This is a genomic window from Micromonospora sp. L5 (genome assembly GCF_000177655.2).
Classification (GTDB): domain Bacteria; phylum Actinomycetota; class Actinomycetes; order Mycobacteriales; family Micromonosporaceae; genus Micromonospora; species Micromonospora aurantiaca.
This window is the reverse complement of the sequence record NC_014815.1, coordinates 3,530,175-3,547,002: the sequence shown is the minus strand read 5'-3', so window position 1 is coordinate 3,547,002 and position 16,828 is coordinate 3,530,175. Positions and strand designations below refer to the sequence as shown.

Annotated in this window: 15 protein-coding genes; 6 read left to right on the top strand and 9 right to left on the bottom strand. The window is 73.9% G+C overall.

Translation table 11 applies throughout. From position 1 onward, the window contains the following. Positions 1-40: 40 nt before the first annotated feature. Positions 41-2,161 carry a M14 family zinc carboxypeptidase gene (locus ML5_RS16790; protein ID WP_013475482.1) on the top strand — a complete coding sequence of 707 codons (2,121 nt, stop codon included), beginning with the start codon at positions 41-43 and terminating at the stop codon, positions 2,159-2,161. A 77-nt stretch (positions 2,162-2,238) separates the two neighbouring features. Here the strand turns inward: ML5_RS16790 and ML5_RS16785 are convergent, their stop codons facing one another. Further along, positions 2,239-4,149, bottom strand: coding sequence for a propionyl-CoA synthetase (locus ML5_RS16785; RefSeq protein ID WP_255348700.1), 1,911 nt, complete (start codon positions 4,147-4,149; stop codon positions 2,239-2,241). 364 nt (positions 4,150-4,513) lie between these two features. Here ML5_RS16785 and ML5_RS16780 point away from each other — a divergent pair, with 364 nt between their 5' ends. After that, positions 4,514-4,993, top strand: a complete 480-nt coding sequence (locus ML5_RS16780; RefSeq protein ID WP_013288044.1) for a hypothetical protein — start codon at positions 4,514-4,516, stop codon at positions 4,991-4,993. A 54-nt stretch (positions 4,994-5,047) separates the two neighbouring features. Here ML5_RS16780 and ML5_RS16775 read toward each other — a convergent pair whose 3' ends face one another. Beyond that, positions 5,048-5,587, bottom strand: a complete 540-nt coding sequence (locus tag ML5_RS16775; RefSeq protein ID WP_013288045.1) for a hypothetical protein — start codon at positions 5,585-5,587, stop codon at positions 5,048-5,050. A 98-nt stretch (positions 5,588-5,685) separates the two neighbouring features. Between ML5_RS16775 and ML5_RS16770 the strand changes: the two genes are divergently transcribed. Next, a complete protein-coding gene (locus ML5_RS16770; RefSeq protein ID WP_236619221.1) occupies positions 5,686-6,906 on the top strand; it encodes a GNAT family N-acetyltransferase in 1,221 nt (406 codons plus the stop codon). Positions 6,907-7,089: 183 nt separating this feature from the next. Further along, complete coding sequence (locus ML5_RS16765; RefSeq protein ID WP_041784200.1) at positions 7,090-7,503, top strand: hypothetical protein; 414 nt, start codon at positions 7,090-7,092, stop codon at positions 7,501-7,503. A gap of 15 nt (positions 7,504-7,518) precedes the next feature. On the opposite strand, the gene ML5_RS16760 is transcribed toward ML5_RS16765, so the two are convergent. The 4 genes from ML5_RS16760 to ML5_RS16745 all read right to left on the bottom strand — a co-directional run bounded on the left by ML5_RS16760 (position 7,519) and on the right by ML5_RS16745 (position 10,542). Then, positions 7,519-7,989 carry a ribose-5-phosphate isomerase gene (locus ML5_RS16760; protein WP_013288048.1) on the bottom strand — a complete coding sequence of 157 codons (471 nt, stop codon included), beginning with the start codon at positions 7,987-7,989 and terminating at the stop codon, positions 7,519-7,521. A gap of 72 nt (positions 7,990-8,061) precedes the next feature. Further along, a complete protein-coding gene (locus ML5_RS16755; RefSeq protein ID WP_013475478.1) occupies positions 8,062-9,261 on the bottom strand; it encodes a DUF1015 family protein in 1,200 nt (399 codons plus the stop codon). A 133-nt stretch (positions 9,262-9,394) separates the two neighbouring features. Continuing rightward, the gene (locus tag ML5_RS16750; protein ID WP_013288050.1) at positions 9,395-9,739 is read right to left on the bottom strand and encodes a hypothetical protein; all 345 of its coding nucleotides are present in this window, start codon (positions 9,737-9,739) and stop codon (positions 9,395-9,397) included. Between the two features lie 179 nt (positions 9,740-9,918). Then, positions 9,919-10,542: a DSBA oxidoreductase gene (locus tag ML5_RS16745; RefSeq protein WP_013475477.1), complete on the bottom strand. Its 624-nt coding sequence runs from the start codon at positions 10,540-10,542 to the stop codon at positions 9,919-9,921. Between the two features lie 227 nt (positions 10,543-10,769). On the opposite strand from ML5_RS16745, the gene pepN reads away from it, so the two are divergent. Then, entirely contained in the window at positions 10,770-13,316 is a 2,547-nt protein-coding gene (gene pepN / locus ML5_RS16740) for an aminopeptidase N (protein WP_030273313.1), read from the top strand. Between the two features lie 139 nt (positions 13,317-13,455). Here pepN and ML5_RS16735 read toward each other — a convergent pair whose 3' ends face one another. The 3 genes from ML5_RS16735 to ML5_RS16725 all read right to left on the bottom strand — a co-directional run bounded on the left by ML5_RS16735 (position 13,456) and on the right by ML5_RS16725 (position 15,683). Continuing rightward, positions 13,456-13,869: a DUF5130 family protein gene (locus ML5_RS16735; RefSeq protein ID WP_013475476.1), complete on the bottom strand. Its 414-nt coding sequence runs from the start codon at positions 13,867-13,869 to the stop codon at positions 13,456-13,458. Beyond that, positions 13,856-14,140, bottom strand: coding sequence for a hypothetical protein (locus ML5_RS16730; protein WP_026268244.1), 285 nt, complete (start codon positions 14,138-14,140; stop codon positions 13,856-13,858). Before ML5_RS16730 ends, ML5_RS16735 begins: the two co-directional genes overlap by 14 nt. Before the next feature lie 70 nt (positions 14,141-14,210). Then, entirely contained in the window at positions 14,211-15,683 is a 1,473-nt protein-coding gene (locus tag ML5_RS16725; protein ID WP_013475474.1) for an amidase, read from the bottom strand. Between the two features lie 209 nt (positions 15,684-15,892). Between ML5_RS16725 and ML5_RS16720 the strand changes: the two genes are divergently transcribed. Beyond that, the gene (locus ML5_RS16720; protein WP_013288056.1) at positions 15,893-16,825 is read left to right on the top strand and encodes a dienelactone hydrolase family protein; all 933 of its coding nucleotides are present in this window, start codon (positions 15,893-15,895) and stop codon (positions 16,823-16,825) included. Positions 16,826-16,828 lie beyond the last annotated feature (3 nt).

Below are 16,828 nucleotides of genomic sequence, written 5' to 3'. Positions count from 1 at the left end.
GTGTGAACGGCAGAGAGATCGACGTTCGTCAGGAGGCCCCGTGTTCGTCCGACGACGGTGGACCGCACTCGCCACCACCAGCATCCTGATCGCCGCGGCGCTGGCCCATCCCGGGCCGGGCGCCGCCGCACCGCCCTCCCCCGCGATCACGCTCGCCCCCACCGAGACCGCGCTGGTCCGCGTGCGGCTCGCCGACCGGGCGCAGCTCGACCGCCTGGTCGCCGGCGGCGCCGACCTGGCCAACCGTCCCCGCTCGCGCGACGGCGAATGGACCGCCGACCTGGTCCTCACCGGACGGCAGCTCGCCGACCTCACCCGGCAGGGGGCCACCGCCGTGCAGGTGGTGCAGCGCGCCGACGACGGGGCCCGGCACCTGGCCGAGAGCCGCCGCGCCGCGCAGGAGCGCACCCGCGCCGGGCTGCGTACGAGCGGCGCCGCCGCTGTCGACACGCTCCAGTTCCTCCAGGCGTACTGGTGGACCACCGGCGGCCGGACGTTCCTCCAGGCCCAGGTCGCCACCACCGCCACCGACGACCCGGACGTGGAGATCACTGTGAGCTGGCGGACGGCCGACGGTGCCACCGGCTCGTTCCCGCTGTACCGCTTCGAGGACTCGGGCGAGTACCAGTACCACTACGCGCTGCCGCAGCCCGTGCCGAGCCGTCCGGTGCAGCTCACTGCCACCTCCACGCTGGGCGGCACGAGCCGGCCGGTGACGCCGTCGCTCTGGCCGAACGCGACCCCGCCGCCGCAGCCGGCCGGCTATCAGAAGGACTTCATCGACGCCTACCTGACGCCCGTCGACATCAAGGCGCGCATCGCCCGGCTCGGCCGCCAGTACCGCGACCTGGTGGACGTCATCGACCTGCCGAACAAGACCCAGGGATACCGCCGGACCGCCGCCGCCTACCTGGGCGACCCGGCGGCCGCCGCCGTGGTGGTGGAGTCGGTCCGCTTCGGCGACCAGGGCATGAACGGCGTGCAGGTACGCACCGTCGACCCGGGCCGGCCGAACCGGCCGCTGAACATGCGCTACCGGGACCGGGTGCTGACCATCTCGCTGGCCACCGACGGCGCGGGCAAGGTCACGAGCACCACCGACGACGTCGCCGCCCTGATCAACGCCCCGCGGGGCGCCCGCTTCCGGGCCAGCGTGGAGGACGGCTCGGCGGGGCTGCCGATGCCGGTGGCCGGGCCGGTACGCCTCGACGACGGCTTGCAGGGCACCGAGGTGCCGGCCCGGCCGTGGACGGTGCAGGCGCTGCGGATCGGCAAGCACCGCGACGGCTCCCGGATCGGTGTGCTGGCGTACTCGCAGGAGCACGCCCGCGAGTGGGCGACCCCGCTCGTCACGCTGGAGTTCGCCGAGCGGCTGCTGGCGAACGCGCGTACCGACGCGGCGACCCGCAAGCTGCTGGAGCAGGTGGACGTGTTCGTCATCCCGACTGTGAACCCGGACGGCGCGAACTACTCGTTCCACGACTACAACTTCCAGCGCAAGAACCTGGTCAACCACTGCACCGGCGCCTCCCGTGACCCGAAGAACCGCACCATGTGGGGCGTCGACGTCAACCGCAACTACACGGTCGGATCCCTGTTCGACGGGTACGTGGGCGCGAGCGCCAACTGCCTGTCCGGCAACTACGCGGGCACGGCGGAGCTGTCCGAGCCGGAGAGCCGCAACGTGATCGACCTGGCCAAGGCCCACCCGAACATCAAGTTCGCGATGAACGTGCACTCGTACGGCGGCTACTTCATGTGGCCGCCCGGGGCGTACAAGGCCGACGGGCGGGTGACGCTGCCGCGCCCGTCGATCGACGAGTCGACACTCTTCCTGGGCAGCGCCCGGCGCATCGTGGGCGCGATCGCGGCCGAGCGCGGCACCGTCACCTGGCCGTCGCAGACCGGCCCGGTCGCCGACGTGCTCTACTCGGCGGCCGGCAACTCGGCCGACCAGCTCTACTACGAGCTGGGCATCTTCGCCTGGGACTTCGAGGTCGGGAACGACAGGTGGAACGAGACCACCGGTCAGTGGGACGGCGTCGGCTTCCAGCCGCCGTTCGACGAGGCGCACGCCGAGGCGCAGGAGTACGCCGGCGGCCTGGTGGAACTGGTCCGCGTCGCCCGCGACTACGCCGCCGGCAACCCGGTCCGGCGCTGACCGCAAGCGGTCCCCGGCCGGTGGAGTCCGGCCGGGGACCGCTTCAGCTCGTCCGGGGCGGGTCGGCCCTGCCTGGCTCAGTCCGCGGTGCCGAGGTCGCGGAACACGGCGAGCGCGCCCGGGTCGTCGATGGTCGCCGGGACCGGCTCGTCGCGCCCCTCCACCAGGCCCCGCATGGTGCGGCGGAGGATCTTCCCGGACCGGGTCTTCGGCAGTGCCGGGACCACTGTCACCCGGCGGAACGCGGCCACCGGGCCGATCCGCTGCCGGACCAGCGCGACCAGCTCGGCGGCGAGCGCGTCCGGGTCCACGTCGGCGCCGGCCTTGAGCACCACGTACCCGCTGGGCACCTGCCCCTTGAGCGCATCGGCCACGCCGATCACCGCGCACTCGGCCACCGCCGGGTGCGTCGCCAGGACCTCCTCCATCGCGCCTGTGGACAGGCGGTGCCCGGCCACGTTGATGACGTCGTCGGTGCGGCCCATCACGTACAGGTAGCCGTCCTCGTCGAACCGGCCGCCGTCGCCGGTCAGGTAGTGACCCGGGAACGTGGACAGGTAGGAGCGGACGAACCGCTCGTCGTCACCCCAGAGCGTGGGCAGGCAGCCGGGCGGCAGCGGCAGCCGGATCACGATCGAGCCGTCCGTGCCGGGGGGCACGTCCCGGCCCGCACCGTCGACCACGCGCACGTCGTAGCCCGGCACCGGCACCGACGGCGACCCCGGCTTGATCGGCAGCGGCTCCAGGCCGCGCGGGTTGGCCGCCACCGGCCAGCCGGTCTCCGTCTGCCACCAGTTGTCGACCACCGGTACGCCGAGCCGCTCCCCCGCCCAGGCCCAGGTGTCCGGGTCCAGCCGCTCACCGGCGAGGAAGAGGGTACGCAGCGCACTCAGGTCGTACCGGGAGATGTGGCTGCCGTCCGGGTCCTGCCGGCGGATCGCCCGGATCGCGGTGGGCGCGGTGAACAGGGCGGCCACCCGGTGCTCGGCGGCGACCCGCCAGAACGCCCCGGCGTCGGGGGTGCCGACCGGCTTGCCCTCGTAGAGCACGGTGGTCGCGCCGGTGAGCAGCGGCGCGTACACGATGTAGGAGTGGCCGACCACCCAGCCCACGTCGGAGGCGGCCCAGAAGACCTCGCCCGGCTCGATGCCGTAGACGTTGCGCATCGACCACCGCAGCGCCACCGCGTGCCCGCCGTTGTCCCGCACCACGCCCTTGGGCCGGCCCGTGGTGCCGGAGGTGTAGAGGACGTAGAGCGGGTCGGTGGCGGCCACCGGCTCGCACGGCGCCGGTTCCGCGTCCGCCATCACCTCGGCCCAGGTCAGGTCGCGGCCGGGCACCAGCGGGGCCGGCTCCTGCGGGCGCTGCACCACCACGCAGCGCTCCGGCGCGTGCGCGGCCTCGTCGAGCGCAGCGGCGAGGATCGGATGGTACGGCACCACCCGGTCGGCCTCGATGCCGCAGGAGGTCGCCACCACCACCTTCGGCCGCGCGTCGTCGATCCGGACGGCCAGCTCGTGCGCGGCGAAGCCGCCGAAGACCACCGAGTGCACCGCGCCGATCCGGGCGCAGGCCAGCATGGCGATCACGGCCTCCGGGACCATCGCCAGGTAGAGCAGCACCCGGTCGCCCCGGCCGACGCCGAGACGCCGCAGCGCCCCGGCGAACCGGGCGGTCTCGGCGAGCAGTTCGGCGTAGGTGAGGGTACGTACCGCGCCGGTCACCGGGCTGTCGTGGATCAACGCGGGCTGGTCGCCACGCCCGGCGGCGACGTGCCGGTCCAGCGCGTTGTGGCAGGTGTTCAGCACCCCGTCGGGGAACCAGCGGTACAGCGGCGCCGCCGAGTCGTCGAGGATGCGCTCCGGCGGGATGACCCAGTCGATGTCGGCCGCCGCGTCCCGCCAGAAGCCGGCCGGGTCGGCGATGCTCCGCTCGTACGCTGATCGATACGCGCCCATGCCGTCATGCTGCTCCGCGGCGACGCGCAGGCACGACGGCCGGACGGGTCCGGTGCGCCGGAAGCACACCCCGGCTCGCTGAACGGCCGCTCACGGCGGTGGGCGGTACCCGTCGCCTGTCGTTCCGGCGGCCCGGGCGTCGAGGACCCGGCGGCCCGGGTCGCGTCGCCGAAGGCCGACGAGCAGCGGCGACGGCTCAGCCCAACGGGCGACGGATGAAGCCCGCGGGGCGGGGTAAGGCAGCACGGTCCTGGTGGAGCGACGACCGGTGTCGCGGCGTACCGCGGCCGGGCACGCGGGCGGGCGGCGCGAATGCCGCCCGCCCGCGCATCCCGGGGCCGACCGGGGCAAACCGAGTTTGATCAATGACGGGCATCGACTAGCGTGCCCAGACGTGAAAACGAACCGGATCTTCCCGATCCTCCTGACCTGTGCCGTGCTGGGCCTCGCCGCGTGCGGCGACGAGAAGCCCTCGACCACGGCCGGGCCGGCAGCCACCTCGGCCTCCGCCGCACCCTCCTCGGCGGCCCCCTCGCCGTCGGCGGCCGCGATGAGCGACAAGGAACTCTGCACCGCCGCAGAGAAGATCAACAAGGACATGCGGGCGAAGCTCATGACCGTCGTGCAGGCGGGCGGCGACCTGACGAAGAAGACCGGCGCGATCCTGACCGAACTCGGTGACCGGGTGACCGAGCTCGCCGCGACCGCCGGCGACGGCAAGGCGGCCACGGCCCTGAAGGAGTTCGGCGCGGAGGCCGGCAAGGCGGGCGCGGCCGCCGACCCGGGCACCGCCGCCGACAACCCCGCCATGGAGAAGGCCAGCAAGGACATCAACGCCGCCTGCCAGACGGCTGGCGCGCCGACCACCTTCTGACACCGACGCCCCGGGTCGTCCGTCCGGCGCGTACCGGACGGACGACCTGTCGGCTCAGTTGCCGGTCACCCAGTTCCAGGCGGAGACCACCCACTCGGTCTGCTGGAGATACGCCACACCGACGCCGACCAGGAACAACGCGGTGACCAGGTGGGCGCCCCGGGCGCTGCGGCGCACCCGGCCGAACTGCCGCTCCAGGATCAGCCGGCCGAGCAGCCGGGCCAGCGCGAACAGGCCGACCGCGGTGAGCAGGCTGAGCACGAACGTCAGCAGCGGGGCGACCAGGTTGCCCCGGCCGGAGATCGCCCAGATGCCCCAGCACACGAACGCGAACAGCGCACCGGCGGCGCTCAGCTCCCCGCCCTTGCGCGCCTGGGCCAGGTGCCAGCTCATCGGCCGGCGGGGCGCCGGCTCCGCCGCCCAGTCGCCGTGCTCGACGGTGGGGAACTGCTCGGTACGGGGCGTACGCGACGGGCGCGGCTGACCGACCGCCGCCACCCCGCGCTGGAACGCGTCCCGCTGCGGGGGCACCACCCCCGGCTGGGGCGGCACCTCCACGGTGCGCTCGGCCCACGGCTGTGTCTGGTCCGCCATCTTCGTCCTCCCCCTCGACCGATTCCGGCCTCGGTTCCGAGGGTAGCCAGCCCGCAAATAGGGTGCCGACCCCCATCGCGGTGCGATACACACGTGCCGTGACTGACGTGGTGGTATCCCGGGCCGAGGACTTCGACGACATCGCGGCGCTGCTGGCGCTGGCCTTCCACGGCGATCTCGACCCCGAGGTGCAGGCGCTCGAACGCCCGATCTTCGAGCCGGACCGGTCGCTGCTGGTCCGCGACGGCGGCACGGCGGTGGCGCACGCCGCCGCGTTCAGCCGCGACCTCGCGGTGCCCGGCGCGGACCTGCCGGCCGCGCACGTGACGATGGTCGCGGTCGCGCCGACGCACCGGCGGCGCGGCCTGCTCACCACACTGATGCGGCGCCAGCTGCGGGACGTCCGCGACGCCGGCCGCGAGCCGATCGCGGTGCTCTGGGCCAGCGAGGGCCGCATCTACCCCCGCTTCGGCTACGGGTCCGCGGCCCCGCGCTACGTGCTGTCGGTGGACACCACCGGCCTGCGGCTGCCCGCACCGGCGCCCGCCGAGGGCAGGCTGCGACTGGGCCGTCCGGACGCGCACCGGGACGAGCTGGCCCGGCTGTACGAGCGGGTCCGCACCGAGCGTCCCGGCTGGTCCCGGCGCGACGAGCGCTGGTGGTCGTACGTGCTGGCGGACCTCAAGGCGCACCGGGGCGGTGCCACCGAGCGCCGGGTGCTGCTGCACGAAGGCGCCGAGGGCCTCGACGGGTACGCGCTCTACCGGACGAAGGACAGCTCGTCGGCCACCGGGCCGCAGGCCGAGGTGCAGGTCGGCGAGGTGGTGGCGGCGACGCCCGAGGCGTACACGGCGCTGTGGCGGCTGCTGCTCTCGGTCGACCTGACCCGCCGGCTGTCGTTCCCGATCGCGGCCCTGGACGAGCCGTTGCTGCGGCTGGTGGACGAGCCCCGCCAGCTCTCCCCGCAGCTCGCCGACGCGCTCTGGGTACGGGTGGTGGACGTGCCGGCCGCGCTCGCCGCCCGGCGCTACGCCACGGACGTCGACGTGGTGATCGAGGTCACCGACGAGCTGCTGAAGGAGAACACCGGCCGCTGGCGGCTGGTCGGCGGACGCGACGGCGCGCAGTGCACGCCCACCACCGCCCCGGCCGGGCTGGCGTGTGACGTACGCGCTCTCGGCGAGCTGTACCTCGGCGGCGCGAACCCGTACGCGCTGGCCGCCGCCGGCCGCGTCCGGGAGCTGATCCCGCACACGCTGGCCGCGCTCACCCCCGCCTTCACCTGGCACCGCACCCCCTCCCCCATGGAGGTCTTCTAGCCCTCACCCCCGCCCCGCCCGCCCGGCCGCCCCGCCCGCCCGGCCGCCCGGCCGCCCCGGCGATCATGAAGTTGGCGGCATGAACCGTCCGGTTTGTCCCGGCCAACTTCATGATCGCGCGGGTGGGGGCACGGGTGCGCCCGGAGGGGGTGCGGGTGGGTGTGGGGGCGGTACGGTCGGGGGATGGGTGAGGCGGAGCGACGGCGACGGCGGCTGCGGCATCACGGCGAGGCCGCCCCGCCGACGGAGACCGCCGGAACCGGTGCCGGTACCGGTGCCGACGGCACGGGCACCGGCGGCACCACTGCCAGTACGACACCGGTACACGACGACGTGGCGCCCCGGTCACCGCGCGGCGGCCGGCCGGGCGAGCCGGAGCCCCGGGGACGCCGCGCCGCCGCGCCCGCCGAGGAGGGCGAGCGCGGGCTGCGCGGGCTGGTCGGCTCCGGTTCGTCGCAGGTGAGCGTGACGGCCGCGCTGCGGGCACGGGACGCCGCCCGCCCCACCGAGGACGACCTCGCCGAGGCCGAGCAGCGCGTGGTGCTCATCCGCCGCAACTGGGTGCCGCGCGAGGAGCTGCCCCGCAACGGGCGGTGAGCCGGAGGCGTCCGCTCAGGCGGGCAGCTCGGGCAGGCGGCGGCTCTGCTCGTAGGCGGCCACCTGCTCGATGCGCCGGCTGTGCCGGGGGTTGCCGGAGAACGGCGTGGTGAGGAACGCCTCGACGAGCGCTGTGGCCTCGTCCAGCGTGTGCTGCCGGGCGCCGATGGCGACGACGTTCGCGTCGTTGTGCTCGCGGGCCAGCTGGGCGGTGTCGACGTTCCAGGCGAGCGCCGCCCGGACGCCCGCGACCTTGTTCGAGGCGATCTGCTCGCCGTTGCCGGAGCCACCGATCACCACGCCGAGGCTGCCCGGGTCGCCGACCACCCGGTCACCGGTGTGCAGGCAGAACGCCGGGTAGTCGTCGTCCGGGTCGAAGACGTGCGGTCCCACGTCGACCACCTCGTAGCCCTGCTTGGCCAGGTGGTTGGCGAGGTGCACCTTCAACTCGAAACCGGCGTGGTCGGATCCCAGGTAGACGCGCATACCGCGCAGTCTGACAGGCCCGCCTCCGGGCCGGCGCGCGGGCGGCGACCCGGAGGCGGATTCGTCACACGGTCAGTGCGGCAGCTCGGCCACGACCAGGCCGGCCCGCGCCTTCGGGGTGAACCAGGTGCTCTTGCGCGGCATCTTCTCCCGGGCCAGGTTCACCGCGACGAAGTCGTCGACAGTCACCGGCGCGACGAGCACCGCCAGCTCGGCCCGGCCGGCGTCCACCTCACCGACGAGCCAGCTCGCCGGGTAGTCGCCGCCCACGTACGTGATCCGCTTGTCGCCCGGGTCGAGGCCCAGCGCGTCGCGCAGCAGCAGGCGCTCGACGAGCGCGTGGTCGAGGTTCTCCAGCCGGGCGGCGCCGACGTGCGGCAGCGTCACCGCGTACCCCCGGCCGCCGAGGTAGAGGTGCACGACGCCGCCGGTGGCCGGCACGTCGACCGGCCCGTCCACCGGGGTGACCTCCGCGCCCGCCGCGCGCAGCCGGTCGAGCAGCTCGTCCGGCGTGGTGGTCAGCTCGCTGACCAGCCGGTTGTAGGGCTGGATGGCGACCGACGCGGGCGTGGTGATCACCGCCAGGAAGCGCGGAAAACCGCCGGTCTGCGCGGCCAGGCTGCGGTGGTTGCCGTCCGCGACCACCAGCTCCCCGCCGCCGGCCAGCGCGGTCAGCTCGTCCTGCGCCGGGCCCGGCCCGAGCAGCCAGATCGCGTGCGTCCGGCCGGACTGGTCGACGTCCGTCGCGGCGGGCGCGCCGGCCGCGTCGGTCGCCGCCGCGAGCGCGGCGTGCAGCTCGTCGCCCCTACCGGTCTGGAGCAGGAGTACGGGCGAGAGCAGGTGACCGAGCGCCTCGGCCAGGGCGACGCGCTCGCGCACCTTGGCGATGAACACGTCCTCGTTGCGGATCACCAGGCCCGGCTCGTCGGCGCGGGTGGAGATCTGGTCGGTGTCGACCATGGCCCACAGCCCGTACGCGCTCTCCTCGCCCGGCGCGCTGATCCGGTAGAGCACCACCACCTGCTCGGCGGGCGTGTAGCTGCCGTCCGCCTTCGCCTCGGCCAGGCGCGCCACCGCGTCCGGCAGCGCGTCGAGGAAGGACTTCCCGAGGCTGCCGGGCGCCCGGTGGGGCATCTCGATGCCCAGGGCGCTGTGCGGATTCGCCTCGACGATGGAGGTGATCTCCGCGTCGTCGGCGAACTCGTCGTAGTTCTGCGCGCCGGTGCCGCCAGTGGTGATCCAGGCCCGGGTGATCGGATGCACGACCGTCATGTCCGCTGACGCTACCCGGGCCCCGATCGGCGCCGCCGCCGGACTCACCCGCTTACCACCAGGTGAAAGGAAGGGCCCCCTCTTAACGCCTCCGGTAGAGGAAGGGCCCCTTCTTAACGCCGGGAAGGGCAGCTCAGGCGGTGGAGTTGCGGTGCCGGCCCGGGGTCGGGCGGCGGGTCGCCGGGGCGGGGCGGGAGCCGGCGTTGAGGCGTACCGTCGTCGCCCCCGCGGCGGCCGGGTGGGCGGCGGCGCCGGGCCGCGACGGCGCGCGGCCGGGGCGGCCGGTCTCGCCCGGCGGTGTCATCCGCGAGGTGGCCACCACCCGGGCCACGCCGACCACGATCGGCGGGGCCAGCAGGTCGGCCACCTCGGCCGGGCCGGCCGGCCAGTGGCTCTCGGTCACCGACCAGTACGTCGCACCGGAGTCCTCGGTCGCCTGCCGCGGCGCGTCGTCGGACATGTGGCGGTGCTTGGCCATGGGAACGCCTCCAGGAGCTGCCGTGTTGCGGCCCCGCGGGCCGTCGGCTGGGACACCCGGTGAAACGAGCCCCGCACCGGCCCGGTGACGGGCGGGTGCGGGGCTCGGGGCGTGCTGCCGGTGTTAAGAAGGGGCCCTTCCTCTACCGGAGGCGTTAAGAAGGGGCCCTTCCTTACCCCTCAGTCGAAGATGGGGCCCTGCTCCCGGGTGCGCTTCAGCTCGTAGAAGCCGGGGGTGCCGGCGACGAGCAGCACGCCGTCCCAGAGGCGGCCGGCCGCCTCGCCCTTCGGCGCCGGGGTGATCACCGGGCCGAAGAAGGCGACCTGCCCGCCGTCCGGACCCGGGGCGTGGATCACCGGGGTGCCCACGTCGGTGCCGACCGGCCGCATGCCCGCCTCGTGGCTGGCCCGCAGCGCCTCGTCGTACTGGGTGGACTCGGCCGCGTCGGCGAGCGCCGGGTCCAGGCCCACCTCGGTGAGCGCACCCACCAGCATGTCCCGGCCCAGGCCCTCCTTGCCGAGGTGGATCCGGGTGCCCATCGCGGTGTAGAGCTTCGCCAGCGCCTCGGCGCCGTGCGCCTGCTCGACGGCGATGCACACCCGCACCGGGCCCCAGCCGTCGCGCATCAGGTCCCGGTACTCCTCCGGCAGCTCCCGGCCGTCGTTGAGCACGGACAGGCTCATCACGTGGAACCGGATGTCCACATCCCGGACCTGCTCGACCTCCAGCAGCCAACGGGAGGTGATCCACGCCCACGGGCACAGCGGGTCGAACCACATGTCCGCGGTGACACGTTCGGTCACGGTGTTTTCCCTTCACGGCATCGTCGCGCCGGGGACCCGGCGCGGTCACCTCCGATCCTCACCCCGTACCCCGTCGACCGGTACCGGAATGAGAGCGTGACCTCGACCACCGGGAGCGGTCCGTGCATGGAAGACTCGGTTCTCGACGGGCCGTCACGAGCGGCCGGGCAGAACCGGCGCCGCGGGGCGCGGCGAGACGAGTGGGATGGAGACGAACAGTGCCGGGAGTGCGCAACCTGACCCAGGTCGAGGCGACGGAGCGGGCCCGCCTGCTCGAGGTGACCGGGTACGACATCAGCCTTGACCTGTCGACCGCGGTGCAGCCCACCGGTCGCACGTTCCGCTCGGTGACCGAGGTCCGGTTCCGCTGCGCCGAACCGGGGGCGACCACGTTCATCGAGACAGCCGCCGAATCGGTGCGGTCGGCCACACTCAACGGCGAGCCGGTGGACCTGTCCGGCTGGTCCGCCGAGAAGGGACTCACGCTCAGCGGCCTGGCCGCCGAGAACGTGCTGGTGGTCGACGCCGACTTCGGCTACTCCAACAGCGGGCAGGGTCTGCACCGGACCGTCGACCCGGTGGACGGCGAGACCTACCTCTACAGCCAGTTCGAGACCGCCGACGCGCAGAAGGTCTACGCCTGCTTCGACCAGCCCGACCTGAAGAGCGTCTACACCTGGCACGCCACCGTCCCGGACCACTGGCGGGTCGTGTCGAACATGCCGGTGGCCCGCGAGGAGGCCGCCGGTGAGGGCCTGAAGACGGTGCACTTCACCGTGTCGGAGCGGATGAGCACCTACATCACCGCGCTCTGCGCCGGGCCGTACCACGAGGTGCGGCGCACCCACGACGGCATCGACATGGGCTACTTCTGCCGGGCCAGCATGGCCCCGCACATGGACGCCGACGACCTGCACCTGATCACCACGCAGGGCTTCGACTTCTTCCAGGAGAAGTTCGGGGTGCGCTACCCGCTGCCCAAGTACGACCAGCTCTGGGTGCCGGACTTCAACGCCGGCGCGATGGAGAACTTCGGCTGCGTCACGCACGCCGAGTCGCACTACATCTTCCGCTCGCAGGTCACCGACTTCGAGTACGAGCAGCGCGCCAACACGATCCTGCACGAGCTGGCGCACATGTGGTTCGGTGACCTGGTCACCATGCGCTGGTGGAACGACCTGTGGCTCAACGAGTCGTTCGCTGAGTGGGCCAGCCACTGGTGCAACACGCACGCCACCCGCTTCACCGACGCCTGGACCACGTTCCTGTCGATCCGCAAGAACTGGGGTTACCGGCAGGACCAGCTCTCCTCCACCCACCCGGTCTACTGCGAGATGCCGGACCTGGAGGCCGTCGAGGTCAACTTCGACGGCATCACGTACGCCAAGGGCGCGAGCGTGCTCAAGCAGCTCGTCGCGTACGTGGGCGAGGAGCCGTTCCTGGCCGGCCTGCGCGCCTACTTCGGCAAGTACGCCTGGGGCAACGCCACCTTCGACGACCTGCTGTCCGAACTGGAGGCGGCCTCCGGCCGGGAGCTGCGCAAGTTCGCCGCCCAGTGGCTGGAGACCGCGCAGGTCAACACGTTGCGCCCGGAGGTGACCATCGGCGCCGACGGCACGTACGAGCGGGTGGTGGTCCGGCAGGAGGCGCCGTCGGCCTACCCGACGCTGCGTACCCACCGCATCGGCGTCGGCCTGTACGACCTGACCGACGGCCGGCTGGTGCGCCGCGAGCTGATCGAGACGGACGTGACCGGCGAGCTGACCGAGCTGTCCGAGCTGCACGGCAAGCCGGCCGCCGACGTGCTGCTGCTCAACGACGAGGACCTCACGTACGCCAAGCTGCGGCTGGACGAGCGGTCGATGGCCACTGTGGTGCAGCACATCGCCGGCTTCGACTCGTCGCTGGCCCGGGCGCTGTGCTGGACCGCGGCCTGGGACATGACCCGCGACGCCGAGCTGTCGGCCCGCGACTACGTGGCGCTGGTGCTGGCCGGGCTGACCGCCGAGACCGACATCAACCTGGTGACGGCCACGCTGCGGCAGGCGACCACGGCGCTCACCTTCTACGCCGACCCGGCGTGGGCGCCGACCGGCTGGGCCGACCTGGCCCGTACCGCGCGGACCGCGCTTGCGGCGGCCGAGCCGGGGAGCGGCTTCCAGCTCGCCTGGGCCCGGTCGTACGCCTCGTCGGCCCGCTCCGGTGAGGACCTGGCCACGCTGCGCGGCTGGCTGGACGGCAACGGGGTGCCGGAGGGGCTGACCGTCGACACGGAGCTGCGCTGGACGGTGCTCCAGTCGCTGGTCGCCAACGGCGCAGCCGGTGCCGCCGACGTGGACGCGGAGCTGGCCGGCGACCGTACCGCCAGCGGCGAGCGGGAGGCCGCGTACGCGCACGCGCTGGTGCCGACCGTCGAGAACAAGGCCGCGGTGTGGGCGCTGCTCACCGGCCCGGACGCGCTGCCCAACTGGCGCAACCGGGCGCTGTTGCAGGGCTTCACCCACGCGGCGCAGGTCGAGCTGACCGCGCCCTACCGGGAGCGGTACTTCGCCACGGTGGACCAGGTGTGGGCGCAGCGCGACAGCGAGCCGGCGCAGGAGTTCGTGCAGCTCGCCTACCCGGCGCACCTGGTCGAGGAGGACACCGTCGCGGCCACCGACGCGTGGCTGGCCCAGGACGGCCGGCCGGCGTCGCTGCGGCGGCTGGTCGCCGAGGGCCGCGACGGCGTGGTCCGCGCGCTGAAGGCCCGGGAGCGGGACGCGCGCAGCGCCTGAGTGAGGCACGTCGGCCGGGGCCGGCGCGGGTGGCATTCCGCGCCGGCCCCGGCCGTCGTCGTGGGCCAGCCCCGCTGACACGAGAAAGCCCGGCCCACGCGTACGCGGGGCCGGGCTTCGTCGTGTGTGCGGGCGGGGATCAGCCCTTGCCGGCGTGGCTGGCGAGCTGGTCGAGGCCCTGGATGATGCCGCCGGCCAGGTCGCCGCCGCCGAAGGAGGCCACCATGGAGAGCGCGGCCAGCTTGGCGTACGTGTCCGGGATGCGCTTGCGCGCGTACTTGCCGGTGACGATCTCCAGCTGCCGCTGGTTGGGCGACACCGCGATCAGCACCGAGCGGTCCGGGTCGGCGAGCTGGCGGTGCAGCCGCTCGGCGTGCTCCCGGATCGGCTCGTCGAGGCCGCCGACGTAGACCGAGAAGACCAGACCGGTGCCCTGGTCGGCGAGGCGCAGGGCCTCGTCGATGCGGAGCAGCTGACGGGTCGAGAACGGTCCGTCCAGCACCTCGGGCGGGGTGCCCGTCCCCGTCGTGGGCCGCGCTTCACCAACGGTCACTTGCGCCTCCGGTTCCACCGGCCGGCGCCTCCCGGCCGGCCTGCTCCTGCTTGCGGCTGGTCAACGCCGGCGCCTGCGCCCCGGCGGCCAGCGCCGTGCCGGCCGAGTCGGCCAGCTGCTCCGGACGGCCCAGGAACCAGACCGGAGTGAAGTCGAAGGGCCGGCCCGGCCGGTAGCGCTTGGCGCCGCCACCGTTGCCGCGGCTGCCGACGGCCGCCAGGGCGGCGATCAGCAGCACCGCGGCGGCCGGGATGCCGACGAAGACCACCAACGTCTCGGTAACAGACAATCCCAACGCCCCCAGGCGGAAAGAGAGACCAGGAATGGTGCGGGTCGGCCGGTCAGGACCGGTCGCGCCCCACGTCACTTGTGATGTTCACGTTAGCGGAGTCGGCGGCCCGCCAGATTGCGGGGTGCTGATCCCATCCGTCACTCCGGTACTCCAGTTGCGCGGCAGTGGCGAGCAGTGTCGCGTCGTCGCCGTACCGGCCGGTGAGGAGCACACCGACCGGAAGCCCGTCGGTGGTCCGTCCGAGAGGTAACGAAACGGACGGATCACCCGTGACGTTGAAGACCGCGCAGTACGGCGAGAAGCGCCGCTGCCGGTCGAAGTCCTCTGCCGGTTCGAGGGCGGCGAACGCGCCCACCGGCGCCTGCGGGGCCGCGAGCGTCGGGCAGAGCAGCAGGTCACACCCGGCGGTACGGCGTACGCCACGGCGTACCTGCGCCTGGAGTTCGCCGAGCGCGGCCATCAGCTGGGCCGCGCCGAGCGCCTCGCCACGCTCGCGCAGGTAACGGGTCAGTGGCAGCAGGTCGCCCTCCCGCCCGGCCGGGACCGGGGTGACAGCCAGCGCGTACCAGACGGTCTCGAACAGCGGCCACACCTCGGGGCCGAGCGGCGCGGGGACGTCGACCACCTCGTGGCCGGCGTCGGTGAGCAGCGCGGCGGCCCGGTCGACGGCGGCCACGCAGTCCGGGTGGACCGGTTCGTCGGCGAGCATCGGCGTGGTGAAGCGGCCGACGCGCAGCCGGCCGGGGCCGGTGACGCGGGCGGCGCGGGTGACGCCGAGGTAGCCGCCGGCAGGCGCGGCCGGCGGCAGGTACGGCTCGCCGGGCACCGGGCGGGCGAGCACGTCGAGCAGCGCGGCCACGTCGGCGACGGTGCGGCCGATCGGCCCGTTCACCGGCAGCCCGAAGCCGCCGAAGCCGAGCGGCCCGCCGGAGACCATGCCCCGGCTGGGTTTGTAGCCGACCAGGCCGCAGAGCGCGGCCGGGATGCGCAGCGAGCCGCCGCCGTCGGAGCCCTGCGCCACCGGCACCAGCCCGGCGGCGACCGCTGCTGCCGCGCCGCCGCTGGACCCGCCCGCGGTGTACGCGAGGTCCCACGGGTTTCGGGCCGGCGGCGCCACCAGCCCTTCCGAGTAGAGCGAGCAGCCGAGTTCGGAGGTGGTGGTCTTGCCGAGGCTGACCAGGCCGGCGTCGGCCAGGAGGCGGACCACGTCGGCGTCGACGGGTGGGACGAAGTCGGCGAAGGCCGCGGAGCCGAAGGTGGTGCGGACCCCGGCGGTGAGCGTGAGGTCCTTGATCGCGGTCGGCACCCCGTGCAGCGGGCCGCGTCCCTCGGCCGCGAGCGCGTCGGCGGCACGGGCGGCGCTCCGGGCCTGCTCGGCGGTGACTGTGACGAACGCGCCGACGGTGTCGCCGAGCCCTTCGACCCGGCGCAGGTGGTGCTCGACCAGTTCCAGGCTGGACAGCTCGCCCCGGCGGATCGCGGCGGCCTGCTCCAGCGCGGTCAGGTCGTGCGGCTCGGCCATGCCGTCCATCCTGCCGGTCCGGCGGCCGGGAGGCCGGGCGACACGTCCGGCGGCAGGTCCACATCCGGGTGATCCGGCCCGCGGCGGCCGGTCCATATGCGGGTGACATGACCGGTTCGGGATGGTCCGCCGGGCGGGCGTGACGCGCAGGATGTGGAGATCGACGCAAGTCGATTGAAGGCCGCCCCCACCACCCCGAGGAGCACGCTGTGCACCACGCACCCGGCACACCGGACCGCCCGTCCCGGCTTCCGCGCGCCCTGCGCCCCCTGCTCGCCCTCGCCCTGACCGCCGCCGGCCTCGCCGCCCTGCCGGTGACCCCGGCCGGCGCCGGTGACGGCGGGCCGGCGGCAGCGCTGGCCGCGAACCCCTACGAGCGCGGCCCCGCGCCCACCACCGCCTCCATCGAGGCCACCCGGGGCCCGTTCGCGACCGCCCAGACCACCGTCTCCGCATCGAGCGTCAGCGGCTTCCGCGGTGGCACGATCTACTACCCGACCAGCACCGCCGAGGGCACGTTCGGCGCGGTCGCGATCTCCCCCGGCTTCACCGCCGGCCAGTCGGCAGTCTCCTGGCTCGGGCCGCGGCTGGCCTCGCAGGGCTTCGTGGTCATCACCATCGACACCCTCTCCGTCTACGACCAGCCGGCCAGCCGCGGCACCCAGCTCCTGGCCGCCCTGGACTACCTGACCAACACCAGCGCGGTACGTACCCGGATCGACCGCAACCGGCTCGCCGTGATGGGGCACTCGATGGGCGGCGGCGGCAGCCTGTCGGCGGCGAACGCCCGGCCCGCGCTCCAGGCGGCGATCCCGCTGACCGGCTGGCACACGACGAAGAACTGGTCGTCGGTACGCGTGCCGACGCTCGTCATCGGCGCCGAGAACGACTCGGTGGCACCGGTGTCGTCGCACTCGGAGCCGTTCTACACCAGCCTGCCGGCCACACTGGACAAGGCGTACCTGGAGTTGAACGCGGCCAGCCACTCGGCGCCGACCTCGCCGAACGTGACAGTCGCGAAATACAGCATCTCGTGGCTCAAGCGGTTCGTCGACGACGACACCCGCTACGAGCAGTTCCTCTGCCCGGCGCCTCGCGGCACCGCGATCGAGGAGTACCGGGACACCTGCCCGCACTCCTGAGCC